General features: G+C 67.6%; 21 protein-coding genes and 2 pseudogenes. 14 read left to right on the top strand and 9 right to left on the bottom strand.

Features of this window, described 5'->3' with window-relative positions:
* The first annotated feature begins 166 nt into the window (after window positions 1-166).
* The gene (locus ACFVJQ_RS33360; RefSeq protein ID WP_385789324.1) at window positions 167-1027 is read left to right on the top strand and encodes a hypothetical protein; all 861 of its coding nucleotides are present in this window, start codon (window positions 167-169) and stop codon (window positions 1025-1027) included.
* A gap of 344 nt (window positions 1028-1371) precedes the next feature.
* Here ACFVJQ_RS33360 and ACFVJQ_RS33355 read toward each other — a convergent pair whose 3' ends face one another.
* The 4 genes from ACFVJQ_RS33355 to ACFVJQ_RS33340 form a co-directional block, all read right to left on the bottom strand.
* Window positions 1372-1722: a hypothetical protein gene (locus ACFVJQ_RS33355; protein WP_385789322.1), complete on the bottom strand. Its 351-nt coding sequence runs from the start codon at window positions 1720-1722 to the stop codon at window positions 1372-1374.
* 194 nt (window positions 1723-1916) lie between these two features.
* Window positions 1917-2357: a hypothetical protein gene (locus ACFVJQ_RS33350; RefSeq protein WP_385516038.1), complete on the bottom strand. Its 441-nt coding sequence runs from the start codon at window positions 2355-2357 to the stop codon at window positions 1917-1919.
* A 750-nt stretch (window positions 2358-3107) separates the two neighbouring features.
* Entirely contained in the window at window positions 3108-3659 is a 552-nt protein-coding gene (locus tag ACFVJQ_RS33345; RefSeq protein ID WP_385516037.1) for a YciI family protein, read from the bottom strand.
* Window positions 3660-3702: 43 nt separating this feature from the next.
* Window positions 3703-4098 carry a hypothetical protein gene (locus ACFVJQ_RS33340; protein WP_385516036.1) on the bottom strand — a complete coding sequence of 132 codons (396 nt, stop codon included), beginning with the start codon at window positions 4096-4098 and terminating at the stop codon, window positions 3703-3705.
* A gap of 27 nt (window positions 4099-4125) precedes the next feature.
* On the opposite strand from ACFVJQ_RS33340, the gene ACFVJQ_RS33335 reads away from it, so the two are divergent.
* The 6 genes from ACFVJQ_RS33335 to ACFVJQ_RS33310 all read left to right on the top strand — a co-directional run bounded on the left by ACFVJQ_RS33335 (window position 4126) and on the right by ACFVJQ_RS33310 (window position 8670).
* The gene (locus ACFVJQ_RS33335; RefSeq protein WP_385789319.1) at window positions 4126-4443 is read left to right on the top strand and encodes a hypothetical protein; all 318 of its coding nucleotides are present in this window, start codon (window positions 4126-4128) and stop codon (window positions 4441-4443) included.
* Window positions 4444-4935: 492 nt separating this feature from the next.
* Window positions 4936-7059, top strand: coding sequence for a telomere-associated protein Tap (gene tap / locus ACFVJQ_RS33330; RefSeq protein WP_385516034.1), 2124 nt, complete (start codon window positions 4936-4938; stop codon window positions 7057-7059).
* 3 nt (window positions 7060-7062) lie between these two features.
* Entirely contained in the window at window positions 7063-7617 is a 555-nt protein-coding gene (tpg, locus tag ACFVJQ_RS33325; protein ID WP_385516033.1) for a telomere-protecting terminal protein Tpg, read from the top strand.
* Window positions 7618-7888: 271 nt separating this feature from the next.
* Window positions 7889-8065 (top strand): hypothetical protein, encoded by a 177-nt coding sequence (locus ACFVJQ_RS33320; RefSeq protein WP_385789317.1) that lies wholly within the window; start codon window positions 7889-7891, stop codon window positions 8063-8065.
* Between the two features lie 105 nt (window positions 8066-8170).
* The gene (locus ACFVJQ_RS33315) at window positions 8171-8407 is read left to right on the top strand and encodes a hypothetical protein (RefSeq protein WP_385516031.1); all 237 of its coding nucleotides are present in this window, start codon (window positions 8171-8173) and stop codon (window positions 8405-8407) included.
* A complete protein-coding gene (locus ACFVJQ_RS33310) occupies window positions 8407-8670 on the top strand; it encodes a type II toxin-antitoxin system RelE/ParE family toxin (protein ID WP_385789315.1) in 264 nt (87 codons plus the stop codon). The genes ACFVJQ_RS33315 and ACFVJQ_RS33310 overlap by 1 nt, the downstream gene beginning before the upstream one ends.
* A gap of 622 nt (window positions 8671-9292) precedes the next feature.
* Here the strand turns inward: ACFVJQ_RS33310 and ACFVJQ_RS33305 are convergent.
* From ACFVJQ_RS33305 to ACFVJQ_RS33295, 3 genes and pseudogenes are all read right to left on the bottom strand, one after another.
* A pseudogene (locus ACFVJQ_RS33305) lies at window positions 9293-9850 on the bottom strand (transposase); the annotation flags it as partial.
* 469 nt (window positions 9851-10319) lie between these two features.
* The gene (locus ACFVJQ_RS33300; protein ID WP_385789313.1) at window positions 10320-10787 is read right to left on the bottom strand and encodes a nuclear transport factor 2 family protein; all 468 of its coding nucleotides are present in this window, start codon (window positions 10785-10787) and stop codon (window positions 10320-10322) included.
* 191 nt (window positions 10788-10978) lie between these two features.
* A complete protein-coding gene (locus ACFVJQ_RS33295) occupies window positions 10979-11605 on the bottom strand; it encodes an SDR family NAD(P)-dependent oxidoreductase (protein ID WP_385789312.1) in 627 nt (208 codons plus the stop codon).
* 102 nt (window positions 11606-11707) lie between these two features.
* Between ACFVJQ_RS33295 and ACFVJQ_RS33290 the strand changes: the two genes are divergently transcribed.
* A complete protein-coding gene (locus ACFVJQ_RS33290; RefSeq protein ID WP_385789310.1) occupies window positions 11708-12586 on the top strand; it encodes a helix-turn-helix transcriptional regulator in 879 nt (292 codons plus the stop codon).
* On the opposite strand, the gene ACFVJQ_RS33285 is transcribed toward ACFVJQ_RS33290, so the two are convergent.
* Complete coding sequence (locus tag ACFVJQ_RS33285) at window positions 12469-13233, bottom strand: hypothetical protein (RefSeq protein WP_385789308.1); 765 nt, start codon at window positions 13231-13233, stop codon at window positions 12469-12471. The two genes, ACFVJQ_RS33290 and ACFVJQ_RS33285, sit on opposite strands and share 118 nt — an antisense overlap.
* A gap of 68 nt (window positions 13234-13301) precedes the next feature.
* Between ACFVJQ_RS33285 and ACFVJQ_RS33280 the strand changes: the two genes are divergently transcribed.
* The 3 genes and pseudogenes from ACFVJQ_RS33280 (at window position 13302) to ACFVJQ_RS33270 (ending at window position 15577) form a co-directional block, all read left to right on the top strand.
* On the top strand, window positions 13302-13691 hold the full coding sequence (locus tag ACFVJQ_RS33280; protein WP_385789306.1) for a signal peptidase I: 390 nt from the start codon (window positions 13302-13304) through the stop codon (window positions 13689-13691).
* Window positions 13692-13878: 187 nt separating this feature from the next.
* Window positions 13879-14178: pseudogene (locus ACFVJQ_RS33275) on the top strand (NAD(P)(+) transhydrogenase (Re/Si-specific) subunit beta); the annotation flags it as partial.
* A gap of 412 nt (window positions 14179-14590) precedes the next feature.
* On the top strand, window positions 14591-15577 hold the full coding sequence (locus ACFVJQ_RS33270) for a bifunctional DNA primase/polymerase (RefSeq protein WP_385516027.1): 987 nt from the start codon (window positions 14591-14593) through the stop codon (window positions 15575-15577).
* Between the two features lie 306 nt (window positions 15578-15883).
* Here the strand turns inward: ACFVJQ_RS33270 and ACFVJQ_RS33265 are convergent, their stop codons facing one another.
* Window positions 15884-16468, bottom strand: coding sequence for a ScbR family autoregulator-binding transcription factor (locus ACFVJQ_RS33265; RefSeq protein WP_385789304.1), 585 nt, complete (start codon window positions 16466-16468; stop codon window positions 15884-15886).
* An 884-nt stretch (window positions 16469-17352) separates the two neighbouring features.
* Between ACFVJQ_RS33265 and ACFVJQ_RS33260 the strand changes: the two genes are divergently transcribed.
* From ACFVJQ_RS33260 to ACFVJQ_RS33250, 3 genes are all read left to right on the top strand, one after another.
* Window positions 17353-17550 carry an acyl-CoA carboxylase epsilon subunit gene (locus tag ACFVJQ_RS33260; protein ID WP_385516025.1) on the top strand — a complete coding sequence of 66 codons (198 nt, stop codon included), beginning with the start codon at window positions 17353-17355 and terminating at the stop codon, window positions 17548-17550.
* Between the two features lie 313 nt (window positions 17551-17863).
* Window positions 17864-18700 carry a BTAD domain-containing putative transcriptional regulator gene (locus tag ACFVJQ_RS33255; protein ID WP_385516024.1) on the top strand — a complete coding sequence of 279 codons (837 nt, stop codon included), beginning with the start codon at window positions 17864-17866 and terminating at the stop codon, window positions 18698-18700.
* Window positions 18701-18942: 242 nt separating this feature from the next.
* The gene (locus ACFVJQ_RS33250) at window positions 18943-19830 is read left to right on the top strand and encodes a BTAD domain-containing putative transcriptional regulator (protein ID WP_385516050.1); all 888 of its coding nucleotides are present in this window, start codon (window positions 18943-18945) and stop codon (window positions 19828-19830) included.
* Window positions 19831-19850 lie beyond the last annotated feature (20 nt).

Below are 19850 nucleotides of genomic sequence, written 5' to 3'. Positions count from 1 at the left end.
TCCAGCGTCTTTCCTGAACGGGATACATGAGGGATCGGGCTCTCGACCAAAGCCGTCTGAGCTCTCCCCCAGCTCCCGGAAACGGCCACGAGCCTCCCGGCTCACAGAACGGCGCACGGGACGGGGAACACCAGGGCGAACGTTGGCTGATGCGGCACTAGCGCTGATGGCCGGTCTGTACGTGAGCCTGGTGGCGGCGCTGGGGTTGATCGATCCCGTCCTCGTCGCCCTTGTCTCGGGCTGGGCCCGGATCGGCTCCGACCTTCAGGATTTCCTGTGGGAAGACGACGGGTATGCGGTCCATCGTTTCACCCTGTTCGGCATACTCCTGGTTGTTTTTGCGCTGGCGGCCCGCGTCATGACGTTCCGTGTGTGGGTCACTTTGAGGTCACACCGGTTCACACGCCGCGAAGAACTACGCCGCGCCCGGTCCCGAAGCATCAGGAGCCGCCGGAACAGGGTGCCCGCCCTCTGCGCCCTGCTCATCTTCCAATGCGCTCGTGTGAAGGCCGCCGTGCCGCACCAGTCCGCACCGTCCCTCCAGGACATCGACACCGCCGTGGAACTTCTCGGGCGGGAAGTGATGAGACTGTCCGGCGACAAGCATCAATTCCGGCGGCGCTCGCCACGCAGCAAGGCGGTCAGGCATCACACCCGCCTGGTGGCCGCCGCCCTGCGGCAGGCGACCCTGCGCGTGGACAGCGACCCCGCAGCAGGCACGGCCGCACTCGCCGACATGGCGCTGCGCATCTGCGACGCTTACGTGCGTCGCGAATGGGGCCGGCTGCTCGAGGAACAGGAACTTGCCGGCCTCGAACCGGTGCGGAGCCGCGAACTCCTGCGGATCACGGCGGCAGGCGCTGTCACGGTCGGTGCCGCTGTTGCCGGGGCGTTGATCGGTATTCCCGATCCGGTGCTGCCATTGGTGTTCGGGTTCGTCGGTGTTCTGGCATTCACCAGGCTTCTCGGCGTTACTCCGAGGACTCTTTCCCTGCTGGATTCTGTGCGCGGCGTTCAACGCCCCTGAATCAAGATCGTCACAGGCTTTTGTGCACCCAGCGGTTCCGCAGCCGCACGAACGGCCGGTGCGCCTCCGCAAGGACGTCCATCTCGGCGTCGCCCACACTGGCCGCCACTGGGACGACGTCCACCGGCGCTCTCCCCTCCCGAAGCGCTTCGAACGCGCTACCAGACGAACATACCTACTCCGGGCCGGGCCCTGGACACTGGCCTCATCACCCAAAGTGACCAATCGCGGCGATCGAGCCGGAATACGCGATACCTCAACATGCGAGCCCACCAGTCCCGAGGCCGGTGTTGCGACGATCGCCGGAACACCGGTCACGGGGCGGGGCGTTCAGTCGGAAATGCTCAGCATGGAGCGGTGACGTTGCCGCAGTAGACCCAGCCGTAGAAGGTCTTGGGGTAGCCGTTGCCCGCCGTGTACTTGACGTAGTACCAGAGGTTTCCGTATTCGTTGCGAGCGTAGTGACTCCAGTACACCGTCTCGCCGACGTTCGTCTCTATCACCACGTCGCACGCGGCCTTGTAGCACTCCCTGATCGGGGCATAGGTCAGTGTGGTGGTCGGGGTCCACGCGGCAGCAGAGATTTCGCCGCTGGGGGTGGGGTTGCTCGTGTCGGCTGCTGCGGGTGTGGTTGCGAGGCCCGCGGTGAGTGCGGCGGTGGCTGCTGCGAGTGCGAGCGCGCCTTGGATTCGCATGGCTTTTCCTCCCCTTACCGTTGGTTCGAGAGTGGGTTGATGCTGCTTGAGGGCTTCTGCAGGCCGTTTGGGAAGGCGCCACGGTGACGGCTCGACGGCTCGACGGCTCCGCGAACTCCTGCTGGTCCCGCCAGGCCCGGGTTCGGCACCAGCGCCGCTGGCGCGGACGGCTATTCCGCTTGGCGTGTGGCGGATCAGGTGGTTGTCGAGGTCCAGGAGCTGCAGGTGTCCTCGTATACCCACTCGGTGGGGATGTCGACTTCGCAGACTCGGAACGTGATGGTGTAGCCCTCGTCGAAGCTTTTGTTGAGGTTGGTCCAGCCCGCTGCGCTACCGCCGTTCCAGTAGGCGACGCCGGACCGGACCCCCGCGCTGGTCTCGACGTACCAGTCCATGGCGATGGGTTCACCGTTGACGTACGAGTCGCGGAGCCAGAACCACTCGCCGTAGGCCTGGAAGCAGGCCTGCCCGTTGCCGGAAGTGGCGCACCGCTTCGACTCACCGTTGCTGTACGAGCTCTCCGATACGTCGACGGTCTTCTGCCAGCCGTCCGCGGCCGTAGCAGGTGCCGCCGTGATGCCCAGGGCCAGAGCGGCTCCGAACAACCCGCTTGCCAGGACTCTTCCTGTACGCATTGCTTCCTCCACATCGCCACCCGTGTGGCATGGGGCTCGACTGACAGTCCGCGTCTTCAAAGGGGAACCGGACTGAGGTTCTCTCGCCAAAGCCAGCGAGACGTTGGCTCCGCCGGGTCGGCCGAGCCTCGTCGAACGTACGGAGCTGCAAGAGAGCGGACCAGGGACTTTTACTGTCCCGGACAGGACATCCACTGTCCGGGCTGGTCACAGGAAGGCTTGGCGTGTGTCCCGGACACATCTCGGACAATAGGATGTATGAAGCGCCCCGGGTCTGACGGAGGCTCTCACTGTCCAGGAGCAACGGACCTGACCGCACAGACCCGCCCGGGGCGAGACCGTCGCCGAGCACTTCGACATCGGCCACAGCCGCCACCGACAAGCGCAAGGGCCAGAACCCCTCGGCCAGCATCTACCGGGCGCTCGCCGAGCACGCCAAACGTGAGGCGTACCCCGAGGCGGTCGAGTAGGCCCACGCCGACTTCACCGCCCTCACCCGCGGTGAAGTACCCGAACCCAGCACAGAGGCCAAGGCCCTGACGACACGCTGAGTTACTTGTCACTTCGCGGCAGCTTCGGGAGAACAGGGCCTTGATCCCCGTGGGTTCGGGGAAACCGAAGGTTCTTCAGCGCGAACCCACGGGTCCACCGGTGGGCGTCAGGCCAATCCATCCGTGGGTTCGGATGAAACACGAGGATGCTGAGCGATCCGACGGACTTCCGCGGTGACGCCGGCCTGGACGTCCTCGGTCATGACGGCCGCCCGCCGAACTGCCAGTTGTGCACCTCGATGTCGGCGTACCGGTCCGGGGTCAGGATGGCGCGTGCCGTGTCCGTGTCCGGCGCCCGGAGCAGCGCCGCCGTGCCCAGCCAGGTGGCGCCGTCGTCGGACAGCAGCGGCCCGTAGGCGATCAACTCGTCCCGGTCGGGCGGCATCGCGAGGTCGGCGGCCTGCCCCGTGCCGAGGCCGAGCACCAGATACCGGTTGCCGCCGGTCCGGCCGCCGGGGAAGTCCCACATGGTGCGCCCCAGCGTGTTGCGCCACCGTCGCAGCAGCACGTCCCGGTAGACGCCGGCCTGGTAGTTCGGCTCGTCGAAGGCGAACGCGCGGGCGGCGGCGGGATCGGGCAGGTCGACGATGTGCACGCTCCCGGTGGGTGTGTCGCCGTCGTCGGCGAGGGTCGGGCCCCGGGCGATCATCTCCTTCGCGTACCGGTCCATGTAGGACCAATGCTCTTCCAGCAGCTCGTCACGCAGCGGCAGGGAGCCGGGCCGGTCGCGGTGGTAGCAGAGGAACTCCATGCCCATAGAGTCTCTTCAAGGAGGTAACCAGGGCGAGCGAGTTTCACTGTGATGACTGCTCGGCAGCCTCATCCAGAAGCACGCGTGCCGACTCCGCGGAGCGGATGGCCGTCTCCTCGTCGATGCCGAAGACGAGCGCCAGGTGGAGCGGGTCGGCGCCGTGGGTGAGGGCCTCTTCGAGTCGGCGGTCGACACGGAGCCGTTCGAGGGTGGCGGTGAGGCTGCGGGTGGCCCGGGTGGTCCAGAGCTTGCCGGCCGGGCCGAGCTCAACGGCGGTCTTCTGGGTGATCAGCAGGTGGGGGTTGGCCGTGTTCGGCCAGCGGCTGCGGCGGTAGTCGAGCCAGTCCAGGACAGCGCGGCGAGTGAGCTCGTCGAGCGGGCGGACGTGGCCGCCGACGGTGATGCGCCGGTTGCCGAGATCCACATCGTCCAGCAGCATCGTGCGGATCGTCTTGGGCCGTGCCGCATGAACGGCGGCCAGGGCGATGATGAGCCGCAGGTCCGGTGTTGTGGCCGTGGCGATCGCCTCGTCGATATCCGCCTGGTCAAGGGACTGGAGGACGCCGCCGGTCTGTCGGGGGACACGGATACGGATCGTGGGGTTGCGGAAGATGTGGCCGTTCCTCTTCGCGTGCCGGAACAGCGACCGCAGCGCGACGATCCGGCTCTCGCGCTCGAGGCTCAGGAGAACTCACGGGATGTCGCACAGTCCAGCAGCCCGGAAACAGCATGTTCGGTGACAGAAACGGGACATGAGCGCGTGCCATCGAAGCCTGAGCACTAGGTCCGCAGAACGAGGCACCCGATGGTGCGCGCACTGCAAGTCCCGGAGGGCGTAGGGATGGCGCCAACCCGGAAGCTGCCGTCGATGACGGCTCGGCCGAACACGTTTGCGCCGACACAGCAAGGCGTCTCGATGGGCTCACGAATCGCCGGGATCGCATTCCGAAGCGACGAAGCCCATGGCGCCGCAGACATGGAAGGGCCACATCCATGCACAGTCGACTGGATCAGCGGACGGTACTTCTCCTCCTCGTCGGCAGGGGCGCTACGTATGCAGCCTTTGAGCACCCGCCGTTCGGCACTGCCCTGATGGTCGGTGTTGGCTGGTGACGCTGCTGCATGTCCTGATGAAAGACCACTGGCGCAGGACACAGCACGTCAACGGCCGTTCCTGCGCCACCATTTCCCCACGCGGACAGGATCTGATCGGGTTAAAGAAACAGGTTAATTTCAGGGGTAAGGCTGCTAGGGTTTGAGGTGGAGGTAGAGACGTATGGCATCCAAGGAAGAGCTGTTCGCGTCGGTCGACGCGCTGCTGGAGGAGGAGCCGCAGCTGCCGTCCCCGGCGGAGCGGGCCCGGCTGCGCGAGGCCGCCGGCATCACCCAGGCCCGCATGGCGAAGGCCTTGGGCGTGACCGAGCAAACCGTGAAGAACTGGGAGAACGGCCGGAGCGAGCCGAAGGCGCCGCGCCTGGAGGCGTACCAGCGGCTGCTGAACGGCTGGGCTGAGAGGTACCCCAAGCCCGACGCCGGCCCCACCCCCGTGGCCGTGCCGGTGCCGGAGTCGTTCACCGGCGCCGCCCAGGAGCCGGCCCCCCCGGCGGCGTCCGAGATGCCGGCTGCAGCCGAGCCCGCCGCTGCTGCTGCGCCGAAGTCGCAGCGGGCCGCAGCGCCCCGGGCGACGTCGCGCCATCCCGGTCGCAAGCGCGTGGTGCCGAACATCGCCGCCGCCCCATACCAGCACGGGCCACTCGCCGTCCTGGACGGCGACGAGCAGGCGTACGGCATCGAAGGCATCATCCTGGACTGCCCGGCCACCACCATCCCGGAGCTGGTGGAGTGGACGCTGCGCGAGTCCGGCCTCGGGGCGCCGAAGCTGCACCGCAACGGCCGCGACTCCGACCCGCTGATCGTGCTCACCGCGGCGGCCGCCGTGAAGCTCGGGCTGCCGGAGCGCCTGGAGGGCCACGAGCAGCGCCGCTCCCTGCGCCTGGAGGACGACCACCCGGTCATCAAGCAGATCACCAAGGCCAAGTGGAAGCTCACCCAGAGGGGTTTCGGCCCGTGGGCCCGCATCTACCGCCCAGCGCAGGGCAATCAGCGTCAGTGCGTGCAGCTCGCGGTGCTGTCATGGGGCGCGCTGGATCCGAGGGCCTGGCCCGGCGTCGCCGAGATGGAGCCGGCCGGCATCGCGCGCGTCCTGGGCGTCTACGCCCAGCGCGTCATCACCCCGCGCGGCTCCACGGCCGTGTCCGGGCTGGAGCTGATGACCGCGCTGCGCCCGCCGACCCGGGCCGTGCAGGACCGCGCGACCGGCAACTGGGTCTCCGGCCACAACCCCGGCAGCCTCGGCACGGAGCCGGTCGACCCGGCGCCGCCGGAGGCCACCCAGGAGCACCCCGTGGTCGTGCACGGCGGCTGGACGGGCGGCTTCCTGGATGAGGAGGCGTACCAGTGGATCCGCGACGTCGACCTGCTGACCGGCGAGGAGGCGGCCCTGCCGTGGGCGATCGGCCTGGACCTGAACACGGCGTTCCTCGCGGCCGCGGCCCGTCTCGTAGTCGGTCTGTCCGGCCCAGAGCACGTGAAGCGCCCTCAGTTCGACAAGCGGATCCCCGGCAGCTGGTTCGTCGACCTGTCGCACATCGAGCTGGACCCGCGCCTGCCCTCGCCGTTCACGCCGACCGGGACGCGCCCCGAGGGCCCGGCCTGGTACCAGACGCACACCGTCGCCTACGCCCAGGAGCTCGGCTACAACGTCCAGCCCATCGAGGCGTACCTGCGCCGGGAGACCGGCGCGTACCTGGACCCCTGGCACGACCGGCTCAAGACCGCCTACGTCGACACCCTCGCCGACCTGGGCGTCACCAAGGACCTCAGCGACACCGAGTTCCTCACGGCGATGGAGCGGCACAAGGAGGTCGACCCGGGCCTCGCGGCCGTCCTCGCGGCCATCAAGGCCACGGTCAAGGGCGGCGTGGGCAAGCTGCGCGAGCGCCCGCAGGGGCGGCACTACAAGGACGGCGAGAGGTGGCCGGCCCTTCAGCGCCCGACCTGGCGGCCGGACATCCGCGCCGCCGTCATCAGCAAGGCCCGGGTCAACATGCACCGCAAGATGCTCAAGATGGCGGAGTTCACCGGCCTGTACCCGCTCGCCGTGCTGTCCGACTGCGTCGTCTACCCCTCGCCGGGCCGCTCACCGCTTGACTTCCTGCCCTACAGCGCCTCCGGCAAGCCGATCCCCGGCGCCTTCCGCCTCGGTCCCACCCCGGGCCTGGCCAAGGTCGAAGGCGTCCAGGAGATGGCCTGGGCGGTCGACCTGATGGAGCAGGGCTACAACCCCGCCCGCCACATCAAGGGCGACGGCCACGACGCCAAGTTCGACGAAGGAGAGTGACCCGTGGGGGACATCGACGACGCCCTGGAGCGCGCCGACCGCGAGGCGTTCACCCGCGAACCGCCCAAGACCCTCAAAGGGCAGATCGGCTACCTGCTCAAGCAGCTCAAGACGGCCAAGGCCGTCGCGGCGGAACTCGGCATCACCGCCGACTCCGTCAACCGCTACCGGCGCGGCGCCCGCAAGCACCCGCCCAAACACATCCAGGACAAGATCGACGCCGCCGTACGGGCCCGCTGGCAGCCCCTGGTCCGCAAGCGGCGCCAGAAACAGGCCGCCACCGCTACGGGCATCACCATCGAGACACGCGCCCAGTTCGGCTACACCGCACCGATCGGCACCACCGACGACGGCCGCTTCCGCCGCCTGACCGTCCACCTCCCGCCGGAGTACGCGCGCCGCCTGTTCGACGCCCGCGACCGGGGTGCCGGCGACCAGCAGATGCGGGACATCGTCGCCGAAGGCTTGCAGGAGGTGTATTTCAAGGACGGCGGCCGCCGCGCCCAGGACCTCGAAGTCAGCCTCAACAACATCGACTACTTCGATGTCTCCTTCTAGAAGGAAGCAGAAATGCCTGAGGGGTTAACCGACCGGGAATGGAAGCGGATACTTCGCTGGCATCCCTTCCGGCAGCAGTTGTGGCTGTACTGCCCGGCAGGGCGCGACGGGGGCTTCCAGGTCCTGCGCGTGTGCGACCGGACAGGCTGGGACGCGGCGGTGCTGTCGTGGCAACACCTGCTCTGCATGCCGGCGCGGCCACATCGCGAAGATCTCCATCGCGGACCACTGGCACCGCCAGGGCCTGGGGCGACGCCTGGTGCTGCGCGCGATGCGAGGAGCGGAGGACTACCACTGGACGACGACCGGCCAGTCACCCGAGGCCCAGCGCTTCTTCCCCGTCCTCGCCCGGGAGACCGGCGCCGCCTTCACCCCGCGGGAGCCCGTCTGCGACCACATGAAAACCGCCGACTACGGCCACCCGGCACCCCGGTTCGAGCGCCACTGACCCGCGCTGGGCAGGCCTTGATCGGGGGCATCTTTCGTCCAGGCGGAGTGCCCGGGACCGACGGACGCTACGGTAAATCCCAAGCAGCAGAGCAGGAGCCTCATAATGAGCGACTACGACGCCCCACAGCCGGCACCGGGCCGTGAGCCGCTGACCCCCGAGGGCGCGCAGGCGCTGCGCGCGTACGCCGCGCGCAAGCGTGAGCAGGCCGACCAGGTCGCCGCCGTCCTGGAGGACATCGCCGCCAACGGCCTGCCCGCCAGTGAGGACTGCGTCCCCTGGGAGGAATTGCGCGAGACCAAGCTTGCCCAGCTGCACACCCGGCGCGGGCACGTCGCCTGATGGCCCAGCACGCCCGCGGCCGCGCGCGGATCTTCTTCTCCGATTCCGCCGCCAAGCAGATCGAAGCCATCACCGACGAAGCCGAGATCCACGCCCTGGACCGCGCCCTGGCCGCGCTGTCCGTCGCCCCCGACCTCGGCAGCCCGATTCCCGGCTCCCACCCCGAACTACGCGAGTACGCCGACGACGTCGACGACGTCCGCGTCATCTACTACGTCACCGCCCTGCGCACCGTGGTTATCGTGGCGTACGTTGAGGCGTAGGGGCCTCCCGAGCACCTGTGCAGCGCCCCGGACCACGGTTGGTCCGGGGCGCTGCTGTGTGCTGCAAGGCTGCTGCATGGCGCAGCGAGGGGGTGCTGCTCGGTGATCGGCTGCGGGCTCCGCCGAGTTGCTGCCGCCGCAGGTGACGGCCGGTGCGGATGTTCGTCAGCTTGGCCCATGAGCAGGTGGCCAGTGCTTCTCACGCTGCCGTGCTGTGCCGGGTCCGGGCGGAGCGGGCGAGTGTGTCAGCGGCAGGCCGAAGTGGCGGAGTGGCTGAGGGCAGGGACTCAGTCCCTGCCCTGGGGAGATCGGTGTTTCCGCAGCTCAGCATAGTGCCGCGCTCAAGGTAAGGGACTGAAGGGACCGAACTTCCCTATATATCAGCTGGCTGGTGAGACAAGTGGTGTTCGCGCGCCCGCCCCCGCGAGAAATGAAGTGGAGCAGCTCATAATGGGGAACTTGGGTCCCTACAGTCCCTGTCTATGGGTTAGAGGACCGGTGACCTGCACTTTTCCCGCAGGGACTGAAGGGGACTGAGGCTCTGTCCTCCTGGCTGTAGACCCTGGTGCTTACGGGGGGCCCGAAGATGCCCAGGACGCTGTTGGTTAATTCGGGCTCCTGATCACTTCGCCCCGTTGAGATGGTGCTCGGCGGGGCGAAGTGCTGCGAAGTGGCGGGTGCGGGTGCGGGCTCGGGGTGTGTCGGTGAGGTGGGCGTCGATGCGGGCGAGGTTGATGGCGGCGCCGGTGAGCCGGTGCTGGAGACTGGTCTTGGCCAAGCCGCGGTAGCGGGCCCTGCGCAGGTCGCAGCGTTGGACGGCCTGGGAGATCGTGCCCTCGACCCTGGCCCGGATCTTGTAGCGTTCCTTCCAGTCATCGGTCTGCTGCTCTGCTCTGGCCGTGCGGAGCGCGTGGTGTTCGTCGTGGTGTCGCAGCCGCAGTTCGCGGCGTTCGGCGGTGGGCGAGTTGATGCACTGGCGCCGCACCGGGCAGGGCCGGCAGTCCAGCACGGAGAACCGCACCCGGATCACGGGCAGCCCTTGCTGGGAGAGCCGTTTGTTCCAGGTGGTGTTCGTGGCGCCGCCGGGGCAGGTGACCTTCTTGTGGTCCCAGTCGATGGTGAAGGCTTCCTGGTGGTAGCCGCCCGCGGTGCTGGTCTGTGTGCTGGTGTTGGCCCCGACGGTTGAATCACTGGCGCGGCATCGCCACACGCTTCGACAAGACGCCCGAGAGCTACTTCGCCGGCCTCGAACTCCGCGCCTCGATGATCTGGCTCGGAGATCTCTTGCAAGCAGCCGATTGATCACGACATCACACAGGCCCTGAGTCGCCGGGGAGTTCGGCGGGTAGCAGGCGTCAAGCCCACGGCGCCCCCTCTGTCTCGCAGGGCCGGGGGCGCCTCGGACAGCAGCGGGCTGTGTCCGATCAGCGAGCCATGTCACGGCGCCTCGGATCTATTCCTAGCGGATGTCGCTGACGAACGCACAGCCACAATCCTGTGCGGCAGCGGCGCGAGCAACTCCCCGTCCGTGGCTTCGGTCGCGCTGGCGGTGGCCCGAGCCATCAGGGCGAATTCGGCTCTCGAGCGACGCCGGTGATGACTCGCCTCCCCATCACGCTGAGAGCGGATGGGGAGGGAAAGCGTGCGCGTCAGTCGTCACTGGGGGTTCCGAACGCGGTGCCCGCGAAGGGCTCGGTGTTGAGCCACATGTACTTGTAGGAGCGCCGGGCGAACTTCCACTCACCGTTAATCTTGGTGAAGCTGTCGAAGTACATCGCCAGGTTGTCGTAGTAGGTTTCGCCGGGGCCCTGAGCGACCTCTCGAACGGGCCAGCGTGCGCTAGCCCGGTCGCCGTCGATTTCGATGACGCCAGTGGGGATCAACTGTGTGAAGTAGGTGCGCTCGTCTCGCAGCCTGTGGAGCATGTCGACGATCGCCTCTATGCCTTCAATGCGAGCATTGAACGGCGCTCCGATCTCCCACAGGCCGTCTTCGGCCCACAGCTCGCGGAAGCCGTCATGGTTACCGAGAATGCAGGTGTCGACGAACCGGGCGACGAGATCTCTGATCTCGTTCTCATCGACGATGCGTTGCAGGGTTTGCTCGAGATCGGACATGGTGTTTTCCTTTCAAGTTCATCGCGCGAATGTGCTCGCGCGAGGCCCTGCTGTGGAGGGGCCTCTGGCGGTCGAAGGGGTCGACCGGCCAGTCAGTGTGGTGTGGGCGGATCGCCGAGTGTGCCGGGAGAGACTCGGGGCTGCCGGGGTCTCCCTCGTCCGTGCCGGCACGCCCCGAATTCAGAGGTGGATCACCAGGGCATCTCACCGTGACGGTCACGGAAGGTTCCGGTCGGTCCGTCCGCCCCGATGGTGGCGAGTTCGACGATCGCGTCGGTCCCCTCGGTCACTGTCTGCGGGCCGCTGTGCCCGTTGAAGTCGGTCGCGGTGTAGCCGGGGTCGGCCGCGTTCACTTTCACGTCCGGCCAGGACTTCGCGTACTGCGTGGTCAGCATGGTCACGGCAGCCTTCGACGCCGTGTAGAGCGGCGCGATGGCCCGGCCCTCGACGCGCCCGGCGTCGTGGGTGGCCGCGAACGAGCCCATGCCGCTGGACACATTGACGATGACCGGGCTCGCGGACTTGCGCAGCAGAGGCAGGAACGCGTGCGTCACCCGGACGATCCCCACGACATTGACCTCGAACACCTCGCTGGCGTCAGCGGCCGTGATCTGGTCGGCCAGGCTGTGCGTCCCGAGGACGCCGGCGTTATTGATCAGGACGTCGATGCCCCCCTCGCGAGCCCCGACGTCGGCGGCGGCCTGGCCGCGCTCTGGATCGCGAGCGCCGACGAGGACGGTGTGGCCGGCCTCGATCAAGCGGCGGGCGGTCTCGTACCCGAGGGACTTGTTGGCTCCTGTGATGAAGGTTGTTGTCATGCGTTCACCCTCGGCCCGTGACGAGAGGACAACCAGTACCCTCTGCGACGGTAGGAATGCCAGTACCAGGCACAACGGCTGTCCGGCGGACACAATGGTCGGGTGGACGAGACCCTGGGCACGGCATTGCGCCGCTGGCGCGACCGGCTTTCTCCCCTCGACATCGGGCGGACCTCGCGGCCCGGACGACGTGCGGTGGGGTTGCGACGCGAGGAACTGGCCGAGCTCGCGGGGCTGTCGGTCGACTATGTGGTGCGGCTGGAGCAGGGGCGCGCCACGAGCCCTTCGGCGCAGGTCGTCGCGAGCCTGGCCAGGGCACTGCAGCTGCAACCCATGGAGCGCGATCACGCCTACCGGCTGGCCGGCCTCCTCCCGCCCCAGGAAGGGATGATCTCCACGCATGTGCCGGCGGGGGTCCAACGGATGCTGGCGCGCCTCGGCGAGTTCCCCGTGGGTGTGTTCAGTGCCGACTGGACCCTGCTGTCCTGGACTCCCGCATGGGCGGTGCTGCTGGGCGACCCCAGCGCACGGACACACGTCGAGCGGAACCTGGTGCGGGCGGTCTTCGCCGCAGGGCCCTCAGGGCTGGCGGCCTGGCCCGTGCTCCAGGACGACGACGCCCTTGGCCCCGCCCTCGTCGCCGATCTGCGCACGGCTCTCGTCGACTACCCCCGTGACCGTGGCCTGATCGACCTTGTCGAGGAACTGCGCTCCAGCAGTGCGGAGTTCACCCGGCTGTGGGACGAGGGTGCGGTCGGACCGCACGTCTCGGCCCGCAAGACCATCGTGCACCCCCAGGTCGGCGAGGTGACATGCGACTGCGACGTGCTCACCGTCCCGGGCTGCGACGTCCGCCTCGTCGTCTACACCGTGGCCGCGGGTTCCGCCGATGCGGAAAAGCTGGAGTTCCTGCGGGTCACGAACGGCGTCCGCGCCGACGGCCCCTCGCCCCCGGGGCCCGGCCTGTTCTCCACGCCGTAACCATCGGGCCGGCCGGACCCCTCCAGCCGACAGAGGCCAGGTCCTCGTGGACCCGCACGGAGTGCTGGTGATCGCGCACTCCGACAGGCAGGACGCCGTCGCGACCTGGAAAACATCGCGGCCAGCACCTCGCGCTCACCGAGCTTTGGATCGGCCAGGGCCCATAGGATCGGCATCCCGGCCGGGGTGCACACCAGGTACAGCCGAAGCCCCCAAAAGAACCAGGAATGCGACGCGCAGTAGCCGTAGATAGCCCAGCCCGCTAGCTCGGAACGTTTCACTGTGGGGCGGGACATCCCGCACGGCACCGGGGTGGAGTCCGTGAGCCACACGGTGTCGTGCCAGAAGTCGGTGTCCTTCGCGAGCACCCGTATCACCCGCTTGATCTGCGGCAGCGCGGCCCGCAGCCGCTTGTTGTAGCCGGCATCCTGCGGGATGAAGGGGAACAGGTGCCGGTAGTGCTCGCGGGTGTGCCGCAGCCAGCGTGCCTCGCAGTGGAAGCCGAGCATCGCCTGCATGACCGCCAGGCACAGCAACTCCGAGTGGCTGAGCTTCGGCGGCCGGCCCGACAGTCGCGCGATGCCCGCGTACTCGTCGTCGATCTTCACGTACAGTGCGGTCACGAGGGTGTCCAGGTTCGTCGTCACAAACGATCACGGACACCCTCTCTTCGCGCCCTCAGGCATTCGGAAAGACTCGTCTAGCGTCCGGCCACGTGCATGACAGCGTGTACGTGGGCAACGCGGGCAAGGATGCGGCACTGGACCGGGGATGGCTCCTGGGGCACTTCAAGGACGTTGGCGATCCGCGCCACAGCGAGGCCGTGGAGATCAAGTGGGGTGTCCACCCCCGTGGCGATGAGCGATCGCAGTGGGTGAAGAGCAAGGAACGCACAGCTCTCCCAGTACTCATCAGTGGCCGCTTCTGCGTTGAGCTCCCCGGCCGCAGCGTTCTTCTGGAACAGCAGGGTGATTACGTCGTGTGGGGGCGCGGAGTCGATCACCCATGGTTCGCGGAGGAAGAGTCGGTGGTGCTGACGGTTCGGTGGCCGTCCGTGCCCGGTTATGCAGTGACGGAGAAGGACCAGATGCGACTGCAGGCCTGACCACGAAGGGGCGATGGTCACAGCCATTCGTTGATCGCGGCGACGAGGACGGTTGCCTCGTAGCGGACCGCGAGCTTGTCGTATCTCGTGGCTACGGCCCGGTGTCTCTTGAGTCGGTTGATGCCGCACTCGACCGCGTGGCGCTCGCGGTAGTCGGCCTTGTCGAACTTGGGCGGTCGGCCTCGGACTGCTGGTCGGCGCCACCGCGATCGGTGCGGCGATCGGCCTGTGGCGTGCCCGGGTCGTCGAGATGACCGGCATGCCCGAGCTGATCGCACTGCTGCACAGCTTCGTGGGACTCGCAGCGGTGCTGGTCGGCTGGAACGGCTACCTGCACGTCGAACGCCACCTCCACGCGCTCCGACGTCCAGGCGAAGGCACCGCTGGCCCACGCCTCCTCGAGAGGGACCATGTGGTCGATGTCCAGGTCGGTGACGTTCGTCTGCTCGGCCTCGTCGTAGTACGACCACCAGCGTCCGCCACCCTCGCTGTGCGGCGCCGCCGCGGCTGCTGGCCGACCGCTCACCGCACCCGCGGCGACTGTCCCACCTGCACTTTCGTGATCGCGGGCCGGCGGGCCCGGCGGGCCCGGCTGCGCGCCATCGTCGACGGCTGGCTGGTCGGCGTGCCCGCCCAGCAGCGGCGGACGGTGTTTCCACGAGACGCGGGGCGTGCGCTAGTGTCGGCACCGCAGTATGAAATGCTCAGCCCTTTAGCCCCGTTGGACTGTGAGACACCCGCTGACCAGCGGTTTCACCAGGGACTGAGCGGTGACGACTCAGCCCCGTGACCAAGGACAAGTAGTGCCGCGTCAGCTTGCGACAAGCTCGACCGACCCGTCCAGGACCGTTGAGCAGCCCCACGCTGTCGCCCGGTGGTGCGCCAGGGCCGGCTGGCCCGTGCATCCGCTGGCTCCCCGGCAGAAGACGCCCGCTGCCAACTGCGAGGCATGCAAGGAGGACCGGCACGCCCCGGCGACCTGTTCGTGCATCCAGGCCGGACGGTGGTGCCACGGCTTCCACGCCGCCACCACGTCCCTGGAGCGCATCGACGCCTGGTGGGGCGCACAGCCACGATTCGGGGTGGGGGTCTCCTGCGGGCCGGCCGATCTCGTGGTCATCGATGTGGACGCACACGCCGCCGAAGTCCCGGACCGATCCCGGCTGTTGCCGGGCATCCCGATCGGGCCGCAGGTGAATCTCGCCGGGCTCGCCACGGGCTTCGACACGCTGGCCTTGCTCGCCGCGCTGCGGGGAGTGCCCAGTCCTGCCGAGGACGAGGAGACGCTGCGCATACGAACACCATCCGGGGGGCTGCACATCTGGTACCGAAATCCGCATCCGCAGACCCGTTATCGGTCGTCCACCGGATCGAGCCCGAAGACAGCCCTGGCCTGGCAGGTCGACGTCCGCTCCGACAACGGCTACATCGTCGCGCCCGCGACCCGGACCAGCGCCGGCTGCTACACGCCCGTGGGAGACGCCCGCAGGCCCGCTCCGCTGCCGCAGTGGCTCGCTGAGGAACTCGCCCGCACCGGCCATGTGCCGCGCCCCAAGGACCCGTCCCCGGTCCTCCCTGCCGCCCGAGCGTCCCGACGGCGCGCTCCCCGGGCGGCGGCCCGTGTCCTGGAGCCGCTCCTGGAGGAGGTGGCGGCGTGTGCGGCAACCCCGGAAGGAGCGAGTTTCACCGAGAAACTGAACCGGGCGGCCTACACTGCCGGTGGTCTGGTCCACGGTGGGCACCTGACCGAGGCGGAGGTCCGTGACCTGCTGGAGGAGGCGGCACGGCACGCCCGCCCCCACCAAGAGCGCCGCAACCTCGCCATCATCGAATCCGCTCTGTCCGCAGGTGCCCAGCGCCCGTTCCACCCACGAGGACGCTCATAAGCAGCACCGCGCAGATCCAGCAGCGAAGCCTCGAACAACACCACGCCCAGGAACCGGAATCCTGCACCGGCTGATCGAGGGCACGAAGTGCTGTTCGGCTACCCGCGACCCGCTGTAGCGACTGAAGCGACTCAAGTCCCCACAATGCCGGAGCATGGGCGAGTGCACGCGGCGTCATAGATGCAGAAGTTCAGTCGCTTCAGTCGCTTCAGTCGCTGAACGGAGTAGTGAATGGCCTCTGGGCTGGGGATTTCCGCGCAGCGTCCGAAGCGTGCAGCGAGTTCGAATGGGGACGGACCCACCTATTCAGTGTTCCGGCGGTGCCATCAGCCTGGGCAGCAGGAGGTCCCAGAAATCCGCCAGACGTTCGGGCGAGAGCCAGTCGCTGTCCCACGCGCGCAGCATCACGAATCCGACGGTGGCCGACACGATCACCGAGGCGGCGACCTCGGGCGGAACGTCCCCCAACTCGCCTCCGAGCTGTGCCTGTACCACGAGCTCACAGACCAGGGTGTGCCAGAGCCTGAGTACTTCGGCACCGTTCTTGCGCGAAGGGTCCCCGCACAGCTTCACTCCCGCCCTGACCACAGGATCGTCAATGATGGCGGACAACAGACCGGACGTGGCCAGTACCAGCGACTGCAGCGGCCTGTCGGCGTCGGAGCGACATTGTGCGACCATGCTCTTCATAAAGGCCGTCGCCGAGTCCTCCACCTGCCTGGCCAGCGCATCTTTGCTGGGAAAGTGGAAGTGCAGAGCACCTGTGCTCACGCCGGCCCGCTTGCAGATCGCAGGAAGGGAAGCCAGGGCGTACCCGTCGTCTGCGAAGAGCTCTGCTGCGGCAAGTATCAGGGCCTGCCGTGTGCGCACCGCCCGCACCTGCCTCGCCATCGCACCCTCCTGCCGGACGCCTGAGATCTGGAAAATCGCTTGACGCGCACTCCCTAGGAGTCACGGGGCGCGACGATGTGTGGAAACTTTAGCAAACCGCATACCTGGTATCTTGACTATCGCGCGTCAATCCCCGTCTGCGATCGTGCCACATGCACTCGGACATGATCACGGAGCATTTGGTCCGATACGGGCGGCAAAGAGCGCTTCCAAAACCTCGCTGAAACCTTACGGAGCAAACCGTCCGTGCTGTTTTCAGGGTGAGAAGCTGCTGGTGAGTGCACTGGTCGAGGCGGGAGTCGGCCAGGCGTGAGCGGCGGCGACGGTCCGGCTGACGAGCGTCTCGTTCCTGCGTGGATGCACAAGGCTCCTCGGTCCGTGAAGGTCTCAGTCACCCGACATTCAAACGGTGCTTGAGGTGAGCTCCAGAGTGGGTGGCTACGTTTGCTGCAGGCGATCCCCCCACTACCGTCTGCGTAGTCCCGCAACGGGGCTACCGGCACCAGGAGCCGGCATGACCACCCCTCCCCTTGTCGAGTGCATGGCCCGGGGGTGATGGCACCGGCTCCGAAAAGGCGCTGACAGACCGCTGTCAGCATGACCACCGGCCTGTCCCCGGGTCGGGAGCTCTTCGTCGTGTGGATGTGGCGATCAGTGCCGTGGCAGGGCCGTGCGAGGACAACCGGAGCCACCGCCGTCACCCCGACCGGACGACCGTCGGCTTCGACGACGACTTGATGCGCCCGCACTGATCGTCCCCGGCCTCGCCGGCTCGCTCACCGCCGTCCACGCAGAACTTATGGGCGCACGCCCGGGCGCCACGTTCACGAGAAACCCGATTCTCAACGAGTTGCAGGCATGCGCCGTCTCACGATGGAGGTTCGATGAGTGGCCGCGAAGGCGAGTCGGTCCTGATCCGCGTCGAGCGGGGAGAGGGCAGCGAGGAAGAACTGGCTGCCCTCACCTTGGTCCTGCTCGCTGTGTACGGGCAGGTACGGGAGTCCGACGGCAAGCCGTCCCCCGTCGGCTGGCGCTGGTGGCAGCGCAACGCACACTACCGGGCCCCAGCCGGTTGGCGGTGACCTGCGCCGCAAGGGGCCGGAGTAGGGTGACGGCGGGTCAAGAATAGACCCTACGGTCTGTTAGCTTCCGACCTTTGCGGCCCGATCGTGTCGATCACTTGCCGCGAAGGGGGGTCTTGGCCGCTCGCGTACCCTCGAGTACGGCTATACAAAAGGCATATTTGGGATACAGGTGCGACGCTGACAGGCTCGAAGCAAAATAGATACAGGTCAAGCGGTTTGGTATTGACAGACCGTTAGTGCGGTTTTTAGGCTGCGGGCCAGTGCCTGCCACGGCCTCAGAGTCATTGCACACGGGACAGGGGGAGACCGCGTGAACATCGAGGTATTGGGCATACTGGACATACAGGAGAATGGTGTCTCTATAACACCTACTGCGCCAAAGCCGCGCCAGCTGCTGGCCCTGCTCGCGCTCCATGCCGATCGTCCGGTATCCGTCGCCACTCTGACCGAGGAGCTGTGGGGCAGTACTCCGCCTCGTAGTGCGCGTACCACCCTGCAGACCTACATACTTCAGCTGCGCGAACTCATCGACATGGCGCTGGAGCGGGGGCGGACCCGGGTCGGTGTGCGGCGTACGGCCAAAACCGTCCTGGCCACCGTGCCGGGCGGCTATCTGCTCGACAGTGGTGGAGGAAGCAGCGACGTAAGGGAGTTCGAGCAGCTGGCGGGTGCGGGCTACCGTGCCGCGGACGCCGGAGACCTTCAGGGAGCGGCACGGCAGCTGAGGAAGGCCCTGGAACTGTGGACCGGGCCACCCTTCGCCGATGTGCACGCCGGTGAACAACTCCACATGGAGATCAGGCGCCTGGAAGAGATCCGGCTCTGCGCCATCGATCAATGCATCGGTGCGGAGCTTCGGCTCGGCCGGCATCGCGATCTCCTCGCCGAACTCACTGTTCTGGTCAACCGCCACCCGGCGCACGAGAACCTGCACGCCCAGTTCATGCTGGCCCTGCACCGATCCGGGCGGCGCGTCGAGGCGCTGGAGGTGTATCAGCACCTGCGTGCCACGCTGGTCCGAGAACTCGGACTCGAGCCGTCCGCCGAACTGCAGCGGATTCAGCGCCTGATCCTCATGGCGGGGCCCGAAGCCACGCTCGGCCGGTCGGCCGTCGCACGCTCCGAGCGCCTGGTCCGCAGCAGCTGATCAGAGTGTGTGCTCGTGCAACGAGCACGGTCCGCGCGCACCCGGCTTCTGCACGCCCTCAACGCGCTGCCCGATTCCTGTCCTGCTCATTCTCATTGGCGTTTTCTTACTCCGTGCAATCTTTGAGGCCCACTCGACGTGCGCTCGAACAACCGGTGACTTCGGTGGTTTCCCGGCCCGGCGTGCCAGCTCGCCGATGGCGTGTGGCTTCAGAGATGGCCCGGCGACTGGCGGAGGAAGCAATGGAGATCAAGGTTCTGGGGCCTCTACATGCCGCCGTGAACGGCGTGTCGATAGTCCCGACGGCCGGAAAACCCCGACAGGTTCTCGCCCTGCTGGCGCTGCACCCGAGCCGTGTCGTGTCCGTAGCGACGCTGATGGAGGAGATCTGGGGAAACCAGCCGCCGCGGAGCGCGATGACGACGTTGCAGACATACATGTTGCAACTGCGCCGTTGCCTCAGCACCGCGATGGGGCCCGACGCAGCAGGGGCGGCGAAGGAGATTCTGGCCACCCGACATGGCGGTTATCTGCTGCGCACGTCACCTGAGTCCGTGGATGCGCAGACGTTCGAGCACCTGGCCGCCGAAGGTCAGAAGGCGTTCGACGCGGGGGAGGACGAGCGGGCGGCCCGCTGCTTCAGGCAAGCGCTCACCCTATGGCAGGGGCCGGCCCTGGTGGATGTGCGACGGGGCCCGGTCCTGGCGATCGAAGTCCTGCGCCTGGAGCAGGCCCGGCTGGTGACCGTCGAGCGACGCATCGACGCGGATCTGCGGTTGGGCCGGCATGCGGAACTCACCGCCGAACTCACCGAGTTGACCGCACGCCACCCCCAGCACGAGGGCCTGCACGCGCAGGCGATGGTGGCGCTGTACCGGTCGGGCCGGCAGGCGTCGGCCCTGGACATCTACCGGAAGATGCGGGAGCGGTTGATCGAGGAGCTGGGTGTGGAGCCTTCACCGCAACTTCAGCGACTGCACCAGGCGATCCTCGCAGTCGACCCTGATCTCGACGTGGTCGCCGGTCCAAGACGTGGCTCGACGTTCGACAGGTACGCTGCCTGGTCCCCTCCCGGAGTGCACTGGACCCAAGACGCCAACACCTGTGGCAGCGCTCTGTCCACACGGTAATTCACGTACTCTACGGAGGC

This window comes from Streptomyces sp. NPDC127197 (genome assembly GCF_042672405.1).
Lineage (GTDB): Bacteria > Actinomycetota > Actinomycetes > Streptomycetales > Streptomycetaceae > Streptomyces > Streptomyces flavusporus.
Note: the sequence above shows the minus strand (reverse complement) of the source record. Positions and strands in the feature narration are given on the sequence as shown.

Bases quoted from the DNA above. Each gene is read 5' to 3' on its own strand.
- ACFVJQ_RS33360 (WP_385789324.1), top strand. From the start codon at position 167: ATGGCCGGTCTGTACGTGAGCCTGGTGGCGGCGCTGGGGTTGATCGAT.
- ACFVJQ_RS33355 (WP_385789322.1), bottom strand. From the start codon at position 1,722: ATGCGAATCCAAGGCGCGCTCGCACTCGCAGCAGCCACCGCCGCACTC.
- ACFVJQ_RS33350 (WP_385516038.1), bottom strand. From the start codon at position 2,357: ATGCGTACAGGAAGAGTCCTGGCAAGCGGGTTGTTCGGAGCCGCTCTG.
- ACFVJQ_RS33345 (WP_385516037.1), bottom strand. From the start codon at position 3,659: ATGGAGTTCCTCTGCTACCACCGCGACCGGCCCGGCTCCCTGCCGCTG.
- ACFVJQ_RS33340 (WP_385516036.1), bottom strand. From the start codon at position 4,098: ATGCTGCTGGACGATGTGGATCTCGGCAACCGGCGCATCACCGTCGGC.
- ACFVJQ_RS33335 (WP_385789319.1), top strand. From the start codon at position 4,126: ATGAACGGCGGCCAGGGCGATGATGAGCCGCAGGTCCGGTGTTGTGGC.
- tap (WP_385516034.1), top strand. From the start codon at position 4,936: ATGGCATCCAAGGAAGAGCTGTTCGCGTCGGTCGACGCGCTGCTGGAG.
- ACFVJQ_RS33320 (WP_385789317.1), top strand. From the start codon at position 7,889: ATGCGAGGAGCGGAGGACTACCACTGGACGACGACCGGCCAGTCACCC.
- ACFVJQ_RS33315 (WP_385516031.1), top strand. From the start codon at position 8,171: ATGAGCGACTACGACGCCCCACAGCCGGCACCGGGCCGTGAGCCGCTG.
- ACFVJQ_RS33310 (WP_385789315.1), top strand. From the start codon at position 8,407: ATGGCCCAGCACGCCCGCGGCCGCGCGCGGATCTTCTTCTCCGATTCC.
- ACFVJQ_RS33300 (WP_385789313.1), bottom strand. From the start codon at position 10,787: ATGTCCGATCTCGAGCAAACCCTGCAACGCATCGTCGATGAGAACGAG.
- ACFVJQ_RS33295 (WP_385789312.1), bottom strand. From the start codon at position 11,605: ATGACAACAACCTTCATCACAGGAGCCAACAAGTCCCTCGGGTACGAG.
- ACFVJQ_RS33265 (WP_385789304.1), bottom strand. From the start codon at position 16,468: ATGGCGAGGCAGGTGCGGGCGGTGCGCACACGGCAGGCCCTGATACTT.
- ACFVJQ_RS33260 (WP_385516025.1), top strand. From the start codon at position 17,353: ATGAGTGGCCGCGAAGGCGAGTCGGTCCTGATCCGCGTCGAGCGGGGA.
- ACFVJQ_RS33250 (WP_385516050.1), top strand. From the start codon at position 18,943: ATGGAGATCAAGGTTCTGGGGCCTCTACATGCCGCCGTGAACGGCGTG.